Annotated in this window: 17 protein-coding genes; 8 read left to right on the top strand and 9 right to left on the bottom strand. The window is 68.5% G+C overall.

Annotated features, from left to right (window positions below):
* Positions 1–4: 4 nt before the first annotated feature.
* From JOF42_RS00430 to JOF42_RS00415, 4 genes are all read right to left on the bottom strand, one after another.
* A complete protein-coding gene (locus tag JOF42_RS00430) occupies positions 5–982 on the bottom strand; it encodes a hypothetical protein (protein ID WP_210096046.1) in 978 nt (325 codons plus the stop codon).
* A 90-nt stretch (positions 983–1,072) separates the two neighbouring features.
* Positions 1,073–1,876 carry a GntR family transcriptional regulator gene (locus JOF42_RS00425; protein ID WP_210096045.1) on the bottom strand — a complete coding sequence of 268 codons (804 nt, stop codon included), beginning with the start codon at positions 1,874–1,876 and terminating at the stop codon, positions 1,073–1,075.
* A 1-nt stretch (position 1,877) separates the two neighbouring features.
* Positions 1,878–2,282 (bottom strand): D-ribose pyranase, encoded by a 405-nt coding sequence (gene rbsD, locus JOF42_RS00420; RefSeq protein ID WP_210096044.1) that lies wholly within the window; start codon positions 2,280–2,282, stop codon positions 1,878–1,880.
* 17 nt (positions 2,283–2,299) lie between these two features.
* Positions 2,300–3,250, bottom strand: a complete 951-nt coding sequence (locus tag JOF42_RS00415; RefSeq protein WP_210096043.1) for a ribokinase — start codon at positions 3,248–3,250, stop codon at positions 2,300–2,302.
* Between the two features lie 107 nt (positions 3,251–3,357).
* Here JOF42_RS00415 and JOF42_RS00410 point away from each other — a divergent pair, with 107 nt between their 5' ends.
* The gene (locus JOF42_RS00410; RefSeq protein WP_210096042.1) at positions 3,358–4,020 is read left to right on the top strand and encodes a transaldolase family protein; all 663 of its coding nucleotides are present in this window, start codon (positions 3,358–3,360) and stop codon (positions 4,018–4,020) included.
* Between the two features lie 19 nt (positions 4,021–4,039).
* On the opposite strand, the gene JOF42_RS00405 is transcribed toward JOF42_RS00410, so the two are convergent.
* Entirely contained in the window at positions 4,040–4,717 is a 678-nt protein-coding gene (locus JOF42_RS00405) for a FadR/GntR family transcriptional regulator (RefSeq protein ID WP_210096041.1), read from the bottom strand.
* 46 nt (positions 4,718–4,763) lie between these two features.
* Here JOF42_RS00405 and JOF42_RS00400 point away from each other — a divergent pair, with 46 nt between their 5' ends.
* Positions 4,764–5,744 carry an amidohydrolase family protein gene (locus JOF42_RS00400; protein WP_210096040.1) on the top strand — a complete coding sequence of 327 codons (981 nt, stop codon included), beginning with the start codon at positions 4,764–4,766 and terminating at the stop codon, positions 5,742–5,744.
* Between the two features lie 50 nt (positions 5,745–5,794).
* Here JOF42_RS00400 and JOF42_RS00395 read toward each other — a convergent pair whose 3' ends face one another.
* Complete coding sequence (locus tag JOF42_RS00395; protein WP_210096039.1) at positions 5,795–6,568, bottom strand: SDR family NAD(P)-dependent oxidoreductase; 774 nt, start codon at positions 6,566–6,568, stop codon at positions 5,795–5,797.
* Positions 6,550–7,410, bottom strand: a complete 861-nt coding sequence (locus tag JOF42_RS00390; protein ID WP_210096038.1) for a fumarylacetoacetate hydrolase family protein — start codon at positions 7,408–7,410, stop codon at positions 6,550–6,552. The genes JOF42_RS00395 and JOF42_RS00390 overlap by 19 nt, the downstream gene beginning before the upstream one ends.
* A gap of 135 nt (positions 7,411–7,545) precedes the next feature.
* On the opposite strand from JOF42_RS00390, the gene JOF42_RS00385 reads away from it, so the two are divergent.
* Both JOF42_RS00385 and JOF42_RS00380 read left to right on the top strand, forming a co-directional pair.
* A complete protein-coding gene (locus JOF42_RS00385; RefSeq protein ID WP_210096037.1) occupies positions 7,546–8,841 on the top strand; it encodes an L-fuconate dehydratase in 1,296 nt (431 codons plus the stop codon).
* Entirely contained in the window at positions 8,828–9,793 is a 966-nt protein-coding gene (locus JOF42_RS00380; RefSeq protein ID WP_210096036.1) for an aldo/keto reductase, read from the top strand. Before JOF42_RS00385 ends, JOF42_RS00380 begins: the two co-directional genes overlap by 14 nt.
* 15 nt (positions 9,794–9,808) lie before the next feature.
* On the opposite strand, the gene JOF42_RS00375 is transcribed toward JOF42_RS00380, so the two are convergent.
* Complete coding sequence (locus JOF42_RS00375) at positions 9,809–10,810, bottom strand: LacI family DNA-binding transcriptional regulator (protein ID WP_210096035.1); 1,002 nt, start codon at positions 10,808–10,810, stop codon at positions 9,809–9,811.
* A gap of 214 nt (positions 10,811–11,024) precedes the next feature.
* On the opposite strand from JOF42_RS00375, the gene JOF42_RS00370 reads away from it, so the two are divergent.
* The 4 genes from JOF42_RS00370 to JOF42_RS00355 all read left to right on the top strand — a co-directional run bounded on the left by JOF42_RS00370 (position 11,025) and on the right by JOF42_RS00355 (position 15,678).
* Entirely contained in the window at positions 11,025–11,894 is an 870-nt protein-coding gene (locus JOF42_RS00370) for a sugar phosphate isomerase/epimerase family protein (RefSeq protein ID WP_210096034.1), read from the top strand.
* A 198-nt stretch (positions 11,895–12,092) separates the two neighbouring features.
* Complete coding sequence (locus tag JOF42_RS00365; protein WP_210096033.1) at positions 12,093–13,595, top strand: sugar ABC transporter ATP-binding protein; 1,503 nt, start codon at positions 12,093–12,095, stop codon at positions 13,593–13,595.
* A complete protein-coding gene (locus JOF42_RS00360) occupies positions 13,595–14,629 on the top strand; it encodes an ABC transporter permease (RefSeq protein WP_210096032.1) in 1,035 nt (344 codons plus the stop codon). The genes JOF42_RS00365 and JOF42_RS00360 overlap by 1 nt, the downstream gene beginning before the upstream one ends.
* 50 nt (positions 14,630–14,679) lie before the next feature.
* Positions 14,680–15,678, top strand: a complete 999-nt coding sequence (locus JOF42_RS00355; RefSeq protein ID WP_210096031.1) for an ABC transporter substrate-binding protein — start codon at positions 14,680–14,682, stop codon at positions 15,676–15,678.
* A 202-nt stretch (positions 15,679–15,880) separates the two neighbouring features.
* Here JOF42_RS00355 and JOF42_RS00350 read toward each other — a convergent pair whose 3' ends face one another.
* Entirely contained in the window at positions 15,881–16,177 is a 297-nt protein-coding gene (locus JOF42_RS00350; protein WP_210096030.1) for a putative quinol monooxygenase, read from the bottom strand.
* Positions 16,178–16,182: the final 5 nt, after the last annotated feature.

The following is a 16,182-nucleotide window of genomic DNA, read 5'->3' as shown; positions in this document are numbered from 1 at the left end:
TCCTCTACTTGGCGGTGTAGCCGCCCTCGCCCGTCGTTCCGTCGTAGGTGAACACCTTGTCTTCGAGGGTGATCTTGATGTCGTCGCCGAGGGGCTCCTCGGCGAGCAGACGCTCTTCGAGCATCGTCATCCGCTCCTGGTACTCCTGCGCCTGGGCCTCATCGACGCCCCAGAGCGTCGCGGACTTCATGTCGACGAGGAAGTACAGGAACGCCGAGACCGCAGTGCGGTTGAATTCGCTGTCGGGGATCTTCTCCCACAGTGCTCCGCTGTCTCGGAGCTGCTTGTACTCGTCGATCTTCGCCTGGAGGACGTCGGCGATCCCGGATGCGTCGGCATCACCGGAGTCGCCGGAGTCGTCGGTCGGCGGGTCGTCGGTGCTCGGCTCCTCGGACGGAGCGGTCGGCGTGTCGGCCGTGACGGTGGGAATCGGCGCGGAGACGGGCTCGCTGCTCGAGCCCAGCAGCAGGCTCACCGCCACCCCGATGCCGACGACGACGATCAGCACGAACGCCGCGACGGCGGCGATCACGATGCCGACGGTCCGTCCCGAGCGCGAGGGCGCGGTCGGAGGCGCGGCGGGGTACGGATACTCGGCGCCGTAGGGCGTCGGGGCCTGCTGCCCGGCCGGGTACTGGCCCGGGTACTGGCCCGGGTACTGGCGCGGCTGCCCGGCGGGATACTGCGTCGGGTACTGCCCCGGCTGCTGCGCGGCGGCGTACGGCGGTGCCGGCGGTGCGGGCGGTGCCGGCGGCCCTGCCGGAGCGCCGGGCTGCAGGCCTGCGGCGTAGGGCGGCAGTGGAGGTGCGGGCGGACCGAAGAGCGCACCGGATCCCGGCGGCTGCGTCGCGGGAGGTGTCGGGGCTCCGCTCAGCGGTGGAGCGAGGGGAACGGACGACGCGAGGTCACCACGGTCGGCTGCGGGTGGCGGCGGGATGACCGCATCCGGATCGGAATCCTTCGAGTGCGCGTCGTCGACCATCGTGCTGCCCCCCTGCTCGCATCGCCCGGTGCGATGCGTCCTCCGCTGCCAGGCTAGCGGCCCCAGCCGACAGTGCTCAGCGGACAGGGCTCAGCGGACGGTGCCGGCGCGCGACGTGCCGCCGTCGCCGTCGACGTGCAGCAGCGACGCCTGCGACTGCTCCTGCTGCAGCTGGAACTCGAAGCGCGAGCGGTCGCCGCGATGATGCGCGACGAAGTACTCGATCGGGATGCCGTCGGCCGCCCGGCTCACGCTGCGCAACCGCAGCAGGGCAGAGCCGGCGCTGACGCCGAGGTGCTGCGCCTGCTCGTGCGTCGCGACGGTCGCCTCGGCCGAGCGCACGCCGCTGGTCGCGACGATGCCGTGGTCGGCGAGCACCCGGTAGAGCGACGCCTCGGACAGGTCGACGTCGAGCGTGACGGTGCCGACGGCATCCGGCATCCAGGTCGTGGAGAGCGACCAGGGCTCGCCGTCGACGTGACGCAGGCGTTCGAGCACGACCACGGGGGCGCCGGCCTCGACCTCGAGGGCCGATGCGATCTCGTCGTCGGCGACGGTCAGCTCATGACGGAGCACGTCGCTGTGCACGTGCCCGCCGCGGCGTTCGACATCGTCGTAGAGGCCGATCAGGGTGTGCACGAGGCTCTCGCTCGTGCGGGGACGCGAGACGAACGTTCCCTTGCCTTTCACCCGCTCGACGAGTCCCTCGTGCTCGAGCTGGGCCAGTGCCTGACGCACCACGGTGCGCGAGATGCCGTAGCGCTCGCACAGGCGATGCTCGCCGGGCAGCGGGTCGCCCGGCTGCAGGCCGTCGCGGGTGATGCCGTCGACGATCAGCTGGCGCAGCTGGTCGTACATGGGCGCCGCGGAATGACGGTCGATCGTGTCGTTCATGTCAGTACGCCACTCCCGCGTGCAGGATCACGTTGGCGTAGGGGGTGAACTCTCCCGAGCGCACGAACGCCCGCGCCGAATGCGTGAGCTTCTTGAACTCGACGTGGGGGATCAGCTCGATCTCGAAGTCCTGATCGGCGAAGCGCTCGCGCAGCGCGGCCAGCACCTCGGGACTCTTCTCGGCGACCTCCTCCGACACTGTCGCACCCTCGACGACGAGCTCGGCGAGCACGGTGTCGAGCACGTCGAAGAACGCGGGAGCACCGGGGCGGTAGGCGAGGTCGATGCGCTCGGACCCCGGCGGAATCGGCAGCCCCGCGTCGGTGACCACCAGCAGATCGGTGTGCCCGGTCTCGCTGATCACCCGGGAGAGGGCCGGATTGATGGTCGTCGCTGTCTTGCGCATGGTGCTCCTCGGTGATGTCAGTGGGCTTCTCGGGCGGCCAGGAAGGCCTCGACCTCGGCGCGAAGCGGCAGGCTCGGCGATGCGCCCTGCTTCGTCACGGCGAGGGCTCCGGCCGCGGTCGCCACGCGCACGGCATCGGTCAACGACCGTCCGTTCGCGAGCGCCGCGCCGAGGTAGCCGGCGTAGGCGTCGCCGGCGGCGGTCGTGTCGACGGCCTCGACGGGGAACGGAGGGACGACGGATGCTCCGTCTGCCGTCACGACGCACGACCCCTGACCGGCGAGCGTGATCACGGCCGCGCCGACCCCGCGGTCGAGGAACCAGCGTCCGGCGAGCGCGGCGGACGCGGCATCCGTCACTTCGATGCCGCTCAGCACCGAGGCCTCGGTCTCGTTCGGGGTGACGATGTCGATGCTCGACCAGACCTCGTCGGCGAGCGGTGCCGCGGGGGCGGGGTCGAGGATGACGGTCATGCCGTGCTCACGGCCCCGGGCTGTGATGTGCGCCGTGAGAGCGGAGGGGGTCTCCAGCTGGGTGAGCAGCACCGACGTGGTCGGCGCGAGGGCGGCCAGCGCCGCGTCGATCTGCTCGGTGCTGAGCGCGGCGTTCGCGAGGGGAACCATGACGATGTCGTTCTGGGCCGAGGCGTCGACCCGGATGTGCGCGATGCCGGTCGGCCCGGGCACCGTGCGCAGGTGGGTGAGATCGACACCGGCCTCGCTCAGCCCGTCGACGACGAGGTCGTGGAAGAGGTCGTCTCCGACGCATCCGACGAAGCTCGTGCGTGCTCCGGACCGCCCGGCGGCGACGGCCTGGTTCGCGCCCTTGCCGCCGAGCATGAGGGTGAACTCGTCTCCGAGGATGGTCTCGCCGCGGGCGGGGAGCCGGGTCGAGAAGGTCGTCACGTCTGCGGTCACGCTGCCGACGATGACGACGCCGGTGCGATCGGGCGAGGTGGCGGCTGTCATGGCACTCCTGATCGTCGTCGATGCGGGGTGCTTTGACATCCTCCGCGGCTGTCATTACATTAGCCGAATCCGAACCTGTAACGACAGGTTGTGCACAAGGAGACCCGATGACCGCGCTGGCCCCCCGTCTCTACGTCGACAGTGCGGACGTCGACCGCGTCTCGTCCCTCCTGACCGCGGGAGTCGTGCACGGAGTCACGACGAACCCCACGATCCTCGAGCGGGGCGGCCGCACCGCCGCCGAGATCCCCGACCTGTACGCCCGCTGGTCAGACGAGGGTGCCCGCGAGATCTTCTTCCAGACGTGGGGCGGCGACACCGCATCCTTCCTCCGCAACGCCGAGGGCATCCGCGCGCTCGGCGACCGCGTGGCCGTGAAGGTTCCGGCGACACGTGACGGCTTCGCCGCGGCATCCGCGCTGGTGGCCGACGGCGCGACCGTGCTCGTCACCGCCGTGTACTCGGTCGCGCAGGCGCTCGCGTGCGCCTTGATCGGTGCGCAGTACATCGCCCCCTACCTCGGACGGATGCGGGATGCCGGCATCGACGGCGATGCCGTGATCGCGCGGATGCAGGAGGTCTGCGCAGGGAGCGGGTCGAACGTGCTCGCCGCGAGCCTGCGATCGCCCGACGACATCACGGGCCTGCGGCTCGCCGGAGTGCCGTACTTCACGGCCGCGCCCGACGTGATCGAGCAGATGCTTTTCCACGAGGTCAGCGACAGCTCGGCCGCGGAGTTCGACGCGGCGATGGTGCGGCTCGGGGCCTGAGGCGGGGATTCGGCCGGACTCAGGCGGTTGCCGCCTGACGCAGCCACCGCTCGACCCCGGCGATGTGCGCCGTCGCGAGCGACGTCGCGAGACCTGAATCGCGGCGGGCGATGGCGTCGGCGATGGCCCGATGCTCCGAGAGCGTGCGCTCGACCGCGCCGCCCTCGGTGAGCCCGCGCCACACCCTCGCGCGCACGGTCTGGCTGCTCAGATGCTCGATCAGGCTCGCGAGGTAGGCGTTGCCCGCCATGCCCACGATCTCGCGGTGGAAGCGGATGTCGTGCTCGACGAGCTCCTCGACGGTGACGGTCGCGTCGATCGACTCGACCTCGCGCTCGAGCTCGGCGATCGCGTCGTCGGTGCCCAGCGTCGCGGCGAGGCCGGTGGCCTGAGACTCGAGCATCCGTCGCACCGCGAAGATCTCGAGCATCGAGTCGTCGTCGTGCATGTCGACGACGAACGAGATCGCCTCGAGCAGCAGGTGCGGTTCGAGGCTCGTGACGTAGGTGCCGTCGCCTCGGCGCACGTCGAGCACGCGGATGACCTCGAGCGCCTTGACGGCCTCGCGCATCGAGTTGCGCGACAGGCCGAGGCGCTCGGACAGTTCCTTCTCGGGAGGCAGTCGATCGCCGGGAGCCAGCTCGCCCGACACGATCATCGCCTTGATCTTCTCGATCGCCTCGTCAGTCACTGCCATGGCGTCATCCTAGCCATTCATCGGATGTCTGCGGCAGGATGATGGTATGCGCGTACTCGATTCGCACCTGCACCTCTGGGATCCCGAGCTTCTGCACTACGCCTGGCTCGAGGGTCCTCTCGCCTGGCTGTTCGGTACGACCGAGATCGAGAACTCTCGCATCGTGCGTGCGACGACCGAGAAGGCCGTGTTCGTGCAGGCCGAGACGGTCGAGGACGACTTCCTCGACGAGGTGCGCTGGGTCGCTTCTCTCGCCGACCGTGTCGGTGTCGTCGGCATCGTGGCCGGCGCGAGGCTCGACCGCGACACCGACACCACCGCGCACCTCGAGGGTCTCGCCGCCGAGCCCCTCGTCGTCGGCGTGCGGCACAACCTGCAGGGAGAGCCGGACGGACTCGCGGTCTCGGCCGCCTTCGTGACCGGTGCGCGCGAGGTCGCGGCCCGGGACTGGACCTTCGACGCCTGTGTGCGAGCGGAACAGTTGCCCGAGATCGCTCGACTCGCGGGGGCGGTGCCCGAGCTGCGAATCGTGCTCGACCACCTCGGCAAACCCGAGGTCGGCACAGCGGATGCTCCGGTCGCGCCGTCGATGGAGTGGGTGCGCGATCTCGACGATCTTGCCCGGCATCCTCAGGTCTTCTGCAAGCTGTCGGGGCTGCCGGGCGAAGCAGGCGGCGACTGGTCGGCCGAGCAGCTCGAGCCGTTCCTCGACGCTGCGGCCGACGCCTTCGGGGTCGAACGGCTGATGTGGGGGAGCGACTGGCCGGTATCGGTCATCGGCCCCGCGGAAGAGGGGTACGAGTACGCTCCGGAGGACGGATCGCCGACGTATCAGCCGACCGCGCGCAGCCGGTGGGCGGATGCCGTCATCGCCTGGGCGGAGCGCCGCGGGCACGACCTCGACGCGATCCTGTGGCGCAATGCCGAGGAGTTCTATCGGATCGGAGAACGGCCGCCGCACACGGATGCTCGCGAGGAGCGGCCGCGGCGCGGCGTCCTGGGGTGGCTGCGCGGCGAGCGCTCGTAGCGATTCGCTGCCGAGAGCGCGCCGCGCGGCCGGTCGGAGGAGCGTCGGGCTCAGCCGCCGACAGGGCGGAGGCGCAGCTGCGCCATGCCGCCGTCGACCTCGATGAACGTGCCGGTTGTCGACCCCGCGGCGGGGCTGACCAGGTAGGCGACGGCCGCGGCGACCTCGTCGGGCGAGACCAGGCGACCGTGCGGCTGACGCGCCTCGAGGGCGGCGCGCTCGGCGGCGGGGTCGTCGGCCGAGTCGAGCAGGCGCCCGACCCAGGGGGTGTCGGCGGTGCCGGGGTTCACGGCATTGACGCGGATGCCCTCGCGCAGATGGTCGGCCGCCATGGCACGAGTGAGCGCCGAGACTGCACCCTTCGATGCGCTGTAGAGGGCGCGCTGCGGCAGGCCGGTCGTCGATGCGATGGATGCCGTGTTGCAGACCGCCGCGCTCGGCGACTTCTTCAGCCACGGCAGCGCCGCGGAGGTGACGCGGGCGATGCCGGTGACGTTGATCGAGAGCACGCGGGCCCACTCGTCGTCGTCGTTCGCGCTGATGTCGCCCTGCGCGCCGACGCCGGCGTTGTTCACGACGATGTCGATGCGGCCGAACTTCTCGGCGACGGCGGTCACCGCGGCATCCACCGATGCGCGGTCGGAGACATCGGCCGTGAACGCGGCGAACGCCGCATCCGCTCCTGAGGTGTCGCGGTCGAGCACCGCGATCTGCGCGCCGTCGGCGTGCAGCCGGGCCGCGATGGCCGCCCCGATTCCGGATGCTCCGCCGGTGACGATCGCGACGAGTCCGTCGAGTGCGCCGCTCACTTCTGTGCCTCCCATGCCACGAACTCCTGGCGCTGATGCCCGAGTCCTTCGATCTCGATCTCGACCACATCGCCCGCGGTCAGGTACGGGAACTTGCCGCCGAACGCGACGCCCTGCGGGGTGCCGGTGAGGATCAGATCGCCCGGCTCGAGCGTGACGTACTGCGACAGGTGGTGCACGATCACGCGCACGTCGAAGATCATGTCGTCGGTGTTCGAGTCCTGGCGGGGCTCGCCGTTGACCCAGCTGCGCAGCCGCAGGTCGTCGACGTCGACCTCGTCGGGGGTGACCAGCCACGGGCCGGTCGGGTTGAAGCCGGGAGCGATCTTGCCCTTCGACCACTGTCCGCCCGAGACCTCCATCTGGAAGGCGCGCTCCGAGACGTCGTTCGCGACCACGTAGCCGGCGATGTGCGCGTCGGCGTCGTCGGGCGAATCGAGGTAGGCGGCACGGGCGCCGATCACGATGCCGAGCTCGACCTCCCAGTCGGTCTTCTCGCTGCCGCGGGGGATCGTCACCGCGTCGTTCGGACCGACGACGGTGTTCGGCGTCTTCAGGAACATGATCGGCACGGTCGGCGGTTCGGCGCCGGACTCGCGGGCGTGGGCCGCGTAGTTCTGGCCGATGCAGATGACGGCGCTCGGGCGGGCGATCGGCGCTCCGATGCGCATCGCGGCGGCATCCTCGAGCACCGGGAGCTCGCCGGCGGCGCGGGCGGCTTCGACGCGGGCCCGGAAATCGCCGGCGAGGAAATCGCCGTTCACATCGGATGTCACTGCCCGAAGATCGAGGTGGCTGTCGCCCTCGACGAGGACGGGGATCTCGGCGCCGGGGGTGCCTAGACGTGCGAACTTCATGTCTCTCCTGATCAGTGAGGATTCCGTGTCGTCGGGGCGCGTCTTCGCGGCCCGTCTCGTTGACAGTATAGACATCGGATGTTTACACTCCAAGAGATCTGCACGGAAATCCACCCCGTGCCCGAGAGGAACCCCGTGAGCCGCATCGTCGCCCTCGACACGACCGACATCCGCTTTCCCACGTCGCTGAGCCTCGACGGGTCGGATGCCATGAACCCCGACCCCGACTACTCGGCCGCGTACGTCATCGTGCGTACCGACGCCGAGGACGGCATCGACGGGCACGCCTTCGTCTTCACGATCGGTCGTGGCAACGACGTGCAGGTGGCTGCGATCGACGCGCTCGCCGGGCACCTGGTCGGCCGCGAGATCGAACCGCTGCTCGACGACATGGGCACGACCTTCCGCGACATCATCGGCGACTCGCAGCTGCGCTGGCTCGGCCCGGAGAAGGGCGTGATGCACATGGCCATCGGCGCGGTCATCAACGCGCTGTGGGACATCAAGGCCAAGCGGGCCGGTCTGCCGCTCTGGCAGCTGCTCGCTCGGATGACGCCGGAGGAGCTCGTCGACCTGGTCGACTTCCGCTACCTGACCAACGCTCTGACGCCCGAGGACGCCCTCGAGATCCTTCGTGCGGCCGAGCCCGGTCGACTCGAGCGCGAGCGCGAGCTGCTCGCCACGGGTTATCCCGGATACACGACGAGCCCCGGCTGGCTGGGATACTCCGACGAGAAGCTCGAACGACTCGCTCGCGAGGCGATGGCCGACGGCTTCACCCAGATCAAACTCAAGGTCGGCGCCGACCTCGACGACGACATCCGTCGGTTCCGCAAGGCGCGCGAGGTCTGCGGACCCGACTTCCCCATCGCGATCGACGCGAACCAGCGCTGGGAGGTGTCGGAGGCGATCGAGTGGGTGAACGCGCTCGCCGAGTTCCACCCCGCCTGGATCGAAGAGCCCACGAGCCCCGACGACGTGCTCGGTCACGCCGAGATCGCCAGGGGAGTGGCGCCCATCCGCGTCGCCACCGGCGAGCACGCCCAGAACCGCGTGATCTTCAAGCAGCTGCTTCAGGCTGAGGCCATCTCGGTCATGCAGATCGACGCCGTGCGCGTCGCGGGTGTCAACGAGAACATCGCCAACCTGCTGCTGGCCGCGAAGTTCGGCGTGGCGGTGTGCCCGCATGCCGGTGGTGTCGGTCTGTGCGAGGCCGTGCAGCACCTGTCGATGTTCGACTTCGTCGCCGTCACCGGCACGCGCGAGGGCCGGATGATCGAGTTCGTCGACCACCTGCACGAGCACTTCGTGATTCCGACCGACATCCAGGGCGGCTCGTACATGGCGCCCACCGCACCCGGCTCGGGCATGGAGATGAAGGCAGAGAGTGTCGCCGCCTACACATGGACGGGTCAGCATGTCGGTGCCTGAACCTCTGACGGTTCCGACGCTCGGGTACGGGGCCGCGAACGTCGGCAACCTCTTCCGCCCGCTCACAGACGACGAGTCGTGGGCCGTGCTGGAGGCTGCGTGGGACAGCGGCATCCGCTACTTCGACACGGCTCCGCACTACGGGCTCGGGCTCTCGGAGCGCCGCCTCGGAGCGTTCCTTCAGACCAAGCCGCGCGACGAGTTCGTGCTGTCGACCAAGGTCGGGCGGCTGCTGCGGCCGAACCCCGAGCATGACGGCGGCCTCGACACCGCGAACGACTTCCACGTGCCCGACGACCTGCAGCGTGTGTGGGACTTCTCGGCCGACGGCATCCGCACGAGCCTCGACGAGTCGCGCGAGCGCCTGGGCATCGAGCGCATCGATCTGCTCTACCTGCACGACCCCGAACGGCACGACCTCGATCTCGCGCTCGCCGAAGCCCTGCCGGCTCTGGAGCAGCTGCGATCCGATGGCCAGGTCGCCGCGGTCGGGATCGGGTCGATGGTGTCGGACGCGCTCGCCGCCTCGGTGCGATCCGCGGACCTCGATCTGATCATGGTCGCGGGGCGCTACACGCTGCTCGAACAGCCGGCCGCGGCCGACGTGCTGCCGGCGTGCCGGGAGACCGGCACGGGCATCGTCGCGGCATCCGTCTTCAACTCGGGGCTGCTCGCGTCGAATGCGCCGCGTCGTGACGGTCGGTACGAGTACGGGCAGTTGCCGGACGAGCTGTGGGAGCGGCTGCTGCGCATCGCACGGGTGTGCGCCGAGCACGACGTGCCGCTGCCCGCGGCCGCGATCCAGTTCCCGCTGCAGTCCGACGTCGTGCGCTCGGTCGTCGTCGGGGGCAGCCGACCGACGCAGCTGACCCAGAACGCCGAATACGCGGCTCTCGAGATCCCCGGTGCGCTGTGGGATGAGCTCGCGGCGGAGGGGCTGATCCCCGCCTGAGTCGGGCGACCGGACTCAGCGGCCGACGGTCGACTCGCGCACGACGAGCTCGGCGGCGAACGGCGTCGGCGCGGGAAGGTCGGCGCTCGGATCGGTGAGCTGGCGGATCAGTGCCGCACCCGCCGCGCGGCCGATCTCGTACCCGGGCTGCCGCACGCTCGTGAGCGGCACGACGGTCTGGTGAGCCTGCGCGACGTCGTCGAAGCCGACGAGCGCGATCTCCTCCGGCACGCGGATCCCTTCGCGCAGCAGTCGGGTGAGCACCCCGATCGCCACCATGTCGTTCGCGGCGAAGATCGCATCGGGGCGGTCAGCGGACGCCAGCGCGATGATCCGCTCGGCGATGTCGAGGCCGTCCTCCGTCGTCAGGTGCGGCACGTCGAACACGTCGACCGCGGCATCCGATCCCGCCGCCGCGTCACGCAGACCCTGCAGCCGGTCGTTCGACTGGCTGACGCTCGGCGCCCCCAGGAACAGGATGCGGCGACGACCGATCGACAGCAGATGCTCGCCGGCGAGGCGCCCGCCGCCGCGATCGTCGAAGCGCACCGACCCGACGGTCGACGAGTCGGGGATGGGACCGACGACGACGGAGCGGATGCCGCGCTCCGCGAGCTGCTCGAGTCGGGGCACGACGTCGTCGAGGGGGTAGATCACGATGCCCTGCACCCGGTGCGCCTCGAACATGTCGATGTTGCGGCGTTCGAGGGCGGCATCGCGGGCGCTGTTGCTGAAGAAGAGCGACCATCCGCCCTCGCGGGCAACGTCTTCCACGCCGCGGGAGAGCTCGTGGAAGTACGGCAGCCAGGCGTCGAGCAGGATCAGCGCGAGCGCCTTGCTCGATCCGGCCCGCAGTTGCCGCGCCGACTCGTTCGGCACGTAGCCGAGCTTCTCGATCGCGTCTCTGACCTTCGCGGAGCTGGCCTCGCCGAGCACGTGCGGGTGGTTCAGGTAGTTCGAGACGGTCGAGGACGACACCCCGGCGAGGGCTGCGACATCTTTGACGCTGGCGGGCATGGAGCTCCTTGTCGGCTTCGCCGGTGCGCTCTTGCGCGGGGGCTTCTGCGCACCGGCGCGGCACCGACGTGTCCACAGTAGCCGAGCGGTTGGCACGTTCCAAGAAAGTTCTTGACACGGCATCCACGCCCCGCGTACCGTGACCTGAACGCGGAGTTGGAACGTGCCAACCCGCAGAGGCGATGGTGCCCCACACCCGTCTCCGAGAGGTCTCATGAACATCGGATGCCACGGGCTCGTCTGGACCGGACGCTTCGATGCCGACGGCATCCGCCTGTCGGTCGAGAAGACGAAGGCGGCGGGATTCGACCTGATCGAGTTCCCCCTGATGGATCCCTTCTCGTTCGACGTCGCCGCGGCGAAGGATGCCCTCGAAGAGCACGACCTCGCGGTCAGCGCCTCGCTCGGCCTGTCGGGCGCGACCGACGTCACGAGCTCGGACCCGGCGGTCGTCGCCGCCGGCGAAGCGCTGCTGCTCAAGGCGGTCGATGTGCTCGCCGATCTCGGCGGACAGCACTTCTGCGGCGTGATCTACAGCGCGATGCAGAAGTACATGGATCCGGTGACGCCCGAAGGGCTCGAGAGCAGTCGTCGCACGATCGCTCGCGTCGCCGACCACGCCGCCGAACGCGGAGTGTCGGTCTCGCTCGAGGTCGTCAACCGCTACGAGACGAACGTGCTGAACACGGCGCGGCAGGCGCTCGCCTACCTCGCACAGGTCGATCGGCCGAACGTCGGCATCCACCTCGACACGTACCACATGAACATCGAGGAGTCGGATATGTTCGCGCCGGTCCTCGACGCCGCACCGGCCCTCCGATACGTGCACATCGGCGAGAGTCACCGCGGGTATCTCGGCACGGGAACCGTCGACTTCGACAACTTCTTCAAGGCGCTGGGTCGCATCGGCTACGACGGTCCGATCGTGTTCGAGTCGTTCTCGTCGGCAGTGGTGGCCCCCGACCTCAGTCGGATGCTCGGCATCTGGCGCAACCTCTGGACCGACAACGCCGAGCTCGGAGCGCACGCGAACGCGTACATCCGCGACAAGCTCGTCGCCGTCGACTCCATCCGGCTGCACTGACACGACGACGACCGGCGACGACCGACCGGCGGGCAACCTGTGGCCAACTTGTTATTACAGGTCTTCCCTTCCCGGAGAGTCTTAGTTACATTTAGATACAACTTGCGCAGGGCGGGGCGCAGGTTGCAGAATTGATCCGATGTTTCCGGACCCGACCGGACTCAGCGGATAACGACCTTCAAGGAAGCAGGTGAGCACATGAGTGACCCCATTCTCAGAGTCGAGGGGATCAGCAAGGGATTCCCCGGTGTGCAGGCTCTCAAGGACGTGCACCTCGAGGTGCGGGCCGGTGAGGTGCTCGTGCTCGTGGGCGAGAACGGCGCGGGCAAGTCCACTCTGATGAAGATCCTGTCCGGGATCTACACCAAGGACGAGGGAACGATCACGTTCGAGGGCGCGGAGGTCGAACTCACCAGCCCGCTGCAGGCGCAGCAGCTCGGAATCACGATCATCCACCAGGAGCTCAACCTGATGCCCGACCTCACCGTCGCGCAGAACATCTTCGTGGGGCGTGAGCCCACGACCGGCCCGTTCCTCTCGGAGGGCAAGCTGAACAAGCAGACCGCCGAGCTGCTGCAGCGCCTCGGCATCCGGTTGAATCCGCGCCAGCTCGTCGGCGAGCTCACCGTGGCCGAGCAGCAGATGGTCGAGATCGCGAAGGCGCTGTCGTTCAACGCCAAGGTGCTCATCATGGACGAGCCGACGTCGGCGCTCACCGACTCCGAGACCGAGACCCTGTTCGTGCTCATCGAGCAGCTGCGGGCATCCGGCACCGGCATCGTCTACATCTCGCACCGCATGGACGAGCTGCGACGCCTCGCCGACCGGGTCACGGTGCTCCGAGACGGCACATACATCGGATCACTGGACAAGTCGGAGGTCAGCGTCCCGAAGATCATCGAGATGATGGTCGGACGAGTGATCGACGAGGGCACCCGCCCCGAAGCCCGCGATCACATCAACGACCCGATCGTGCTCGACGTGCAGGGGCTCTCGACCAAGACCCTCCTGAAAGACGTGTCGTTCCAGCTGCACCGGGGCGAGATCCTCGGCTTCGCCGGACTCATGGGCGCGGGGCGCACCGAGACCGCTCGAGCGGTCATCGGGGCGGATCATCGCGACGGAGGCTCGATCGCGATCAGCGGACAGCAGGTGCGCATCGGACAGCCGGCGGATGCCGTGAAGCACGGCCTCGGCTACCTCTCGGAGGACCGCAAGCTGCTGGGTCTCATGCTCGAGCAGGACGTCACGTTCAACACCGTGCTCGCGTCGCTCGGCTCGTACGCCAACGGCATCGGCTGGATGGGCGACAACAAGGCGAAGAACCGCACCAAGGAGTACGTGCAGCAGCTGAGGGTGAAGACGCCCTCCGTGAACCAGATCGTGAAGCTCCTCTCCGGAGGGAACCAGCAGAAGGTCGTCATCGCCCGGTGGCTGATGCGCGACTGCGACATCCTCATCTTCGACGAACCGACCCGAGGCATCGACGTCGGCGCGAAAGAGGAGATCTACCGCCTGATGCAGCAGCTCGCTGATCAGGGCAAATCCATCATCGTCATCTCATCGGAGCTCCCGGAGATCCTCCGCGTCGCGAACCGCATCGCGGTCTTCGCGAACGGTCGCATCACCGGGACGCTCCGCAACGAAGAAGCCAGCCAGGAGAAGATCATGCAACTCGCAGCCCACGGGGAGGAAGACTGATGAGCACCCCGCAGCAGCAGGGATCGTCGACGACGACGATCATCCAGACAGCGGTCGATGAGAACACCGACAAGCGCGACATCGGCGGGTTCCTCCGGCGCCAGCTCCAGCAGTCGCTCGCCTTCGGCACGCTGATCGTGCTCGTGGTCTTCTTCTCGATCGCCAGCCCCGCCTTCTTCACCTTCAGCAACATCGCCACGGTGCTGCTGTCGACCGCGGTCATCGGCATCCTGGCCCTCGGCACGACCTTCGTCATCATCACCGGCGGCATCGACCTGTCGATCGGCACCGGCATGGCGCTCTGCGCCGTGATGACGGGTGTGTTCGTGACGAACATGGGACTCCCGGTCTGGGTCGGCGTGATCGGCGGTGTGCTCACGGGCGTCCTGATGGGGCTCGTGAACGGCATCAACATCACGTTCCTCCGACTGCCCCCGTTCATCGCGACCCTCGCGATGATGATGATCGCCGGAGGCCTCGCCCTCGTCATCTCGAACGTCTCGCCGATCTACTTCTCGACGTCGGCCCCCGACTTCAAGAAGATCGCGCTCGGCGTGATCATCCCCGGCATCCCGAACGCCGTGCTGATCACCGCCGTGGCCGCGATCATCGCCTGGCTGGTGCTGTCGAAGACGCTTCTCGGCCGCTACACCTTCGCGATCGGCTCGAACGAGGAGGCCACGCGCCTCTCGGGTGTGAACACCCGGCGCTGGACGATCCTCATCTACATGTTCGCCGGCGCCTTCACCGGCATCGCGGGCATCGTCATCGCCGCCCGACTCGACTCGGCTCAGCCGCAGATCGGCACCGGCTACGAGCTGCAGGCGATCGCCGCAGTCATCATCGGCGGAACCTCGCTGCTCGGCGGACGAGGCTCGATCCTCGGCACCGTGATCGGTGCGCTGATCATGAGCGTGCTCGTCAACGGCCTGCGCATCATGTCGATCCAGTCCGAATGGCAGAACATCGTCGTCGGCATCGTCGTGCTGCTGGCCGTGTTCCTCGACTCGCTGCGCAACCGCCAGCGCACCTGATCCCACAGATCTACACCCCCCACCACCACACAGAGAACAATGGAGTTTCCATGAAATTCGGCAAGAAGACCGCATTCGCGGCACTCGTGGCCGCATCCGCCCTCGTCTTCGCGGGCTGCGCAGGCGGCGGTGACGTCATCGAAGAAGGCAGCGGCGACGGAGGCAGTGGCGACGGCGAGATGTACATCGCGCTCGTCTCGAAGGGCTTCCAGCACCAGTTCTGGCAGGCCGTCAAGAAGGGCGCGGAGCAGAAGGCCGAGGAGCTCGGCGTGAAGATCACGTTCGAGGGCCCCGCGGCCGAGACCGAGATCGCCCAGCAGCTCGAGATGCTGACCACCGCGATCGACAAGAACCCGGATGCCATCGCCTACGCCGCCCTCGACCCCGAGGCGTGCGTCGCCCCGCTCGAGCAGGCCAAGGCCAAGGACATCCCCGTCGTCTACTTCGACGCCCCCTGCGACGGCGACGTGGGCCTGAGCCTCTCGGCGACCGACAGCAAGGTCGCCGGCGCGCTCGCGGCAGAGCACATGGCCGAGCTGATCGGCGGCAAGGGCGAGGTCGCCATCGTCGGTCACTCGAACATCAACTCGACCGGCGTCGAGCGTCGTGACGGCTTCGTCGAGAAGATGGAGGCGGACTTCCCCGACATCAAGATCGTCGACATCCAGTACGGTGACGGCGACCACCTGAAGTCGGCCGACATCGCGAAGACGCTGATCGCCGCCCACCCCGACCTCAAGGGCATCTACGGAACCAACGAGGGCTCGGCCATCGGCGTCGTGAACGCCGTGAACGAGCTCGGTCTCGAGAAGGGCAAGATCACGATCGTCGGCTTCGACTCGGGAGCCGCGCAGATCAACGCGATCAAGGACGGCACGATGGCCGGCGCCATCACGCAGGACCCGATCGGCATCGGCGAGCAGGTCGTCCAGGCGGCGTACGACGCCGCCAACGGCGACGACGTCGACGAGTTCTACGACACCGGTTCGTACTGGTACGACAGCACGAACATCGAGGACGAGAAGATCGCCGCGGTTCTCTACCAGTGACCCGCTGATCTGACGAGAAGCCCCTCGCCTTCGGGCGGGGGGCTTCTCGCGTGCCCGGTGGCGGCGTGCGGGAGCTGTGCACAGATGCATGCTCAGATCACGGATGCAGGCCGAGACGCGCGGAATCGGCATGCACCTGTCTTCTGGGCATGCAGGTGTGAAAGACGGCGCGGATGCCGGAGTGGTGAGCTGGCGGCGTGGGTCAGACGCGGCGGAGGAAGGTCAGGATCGACGACGGCTCGACGATCAGCTGCTGCAGTGCCTCGTTGAAGGGCACGCCGGCCGGAGCTGCGATGTGCGCCTGGAATGCCGCTTCGTCGCGATAGACCTCGTAGACGAAGAAGCGGTCGGGGTCATCGACGAGGCGCGTCGCATCGAACACGACGTTGCCCTCTTCGGCCCGTACGACCTCGGCGAAATCGCTCAGCAGTGCGGCCACCTCGTCGCCCTTCGCGGGGCGTGCGGTGAACACGGCGTGAAGGATGGTCGGCTCGGCCATGAGAA

This window comes from Microbacterium phyllosphaerae, from assembly GCF_017876435.1.
In the GTDB taxonomy this organism is placed as follows: Bacteria; Actinomycetota; Actinomycetes; order Actinomycetales; family Microbacteriaceae; genus Microbacterium; species Microbacterium phyllosphaerae.
The sequence above is the reverse complement of the archived record's forward strand: the minus strand, read 5'-3'. Positions and strand labels throughout refer to the sequence as shown.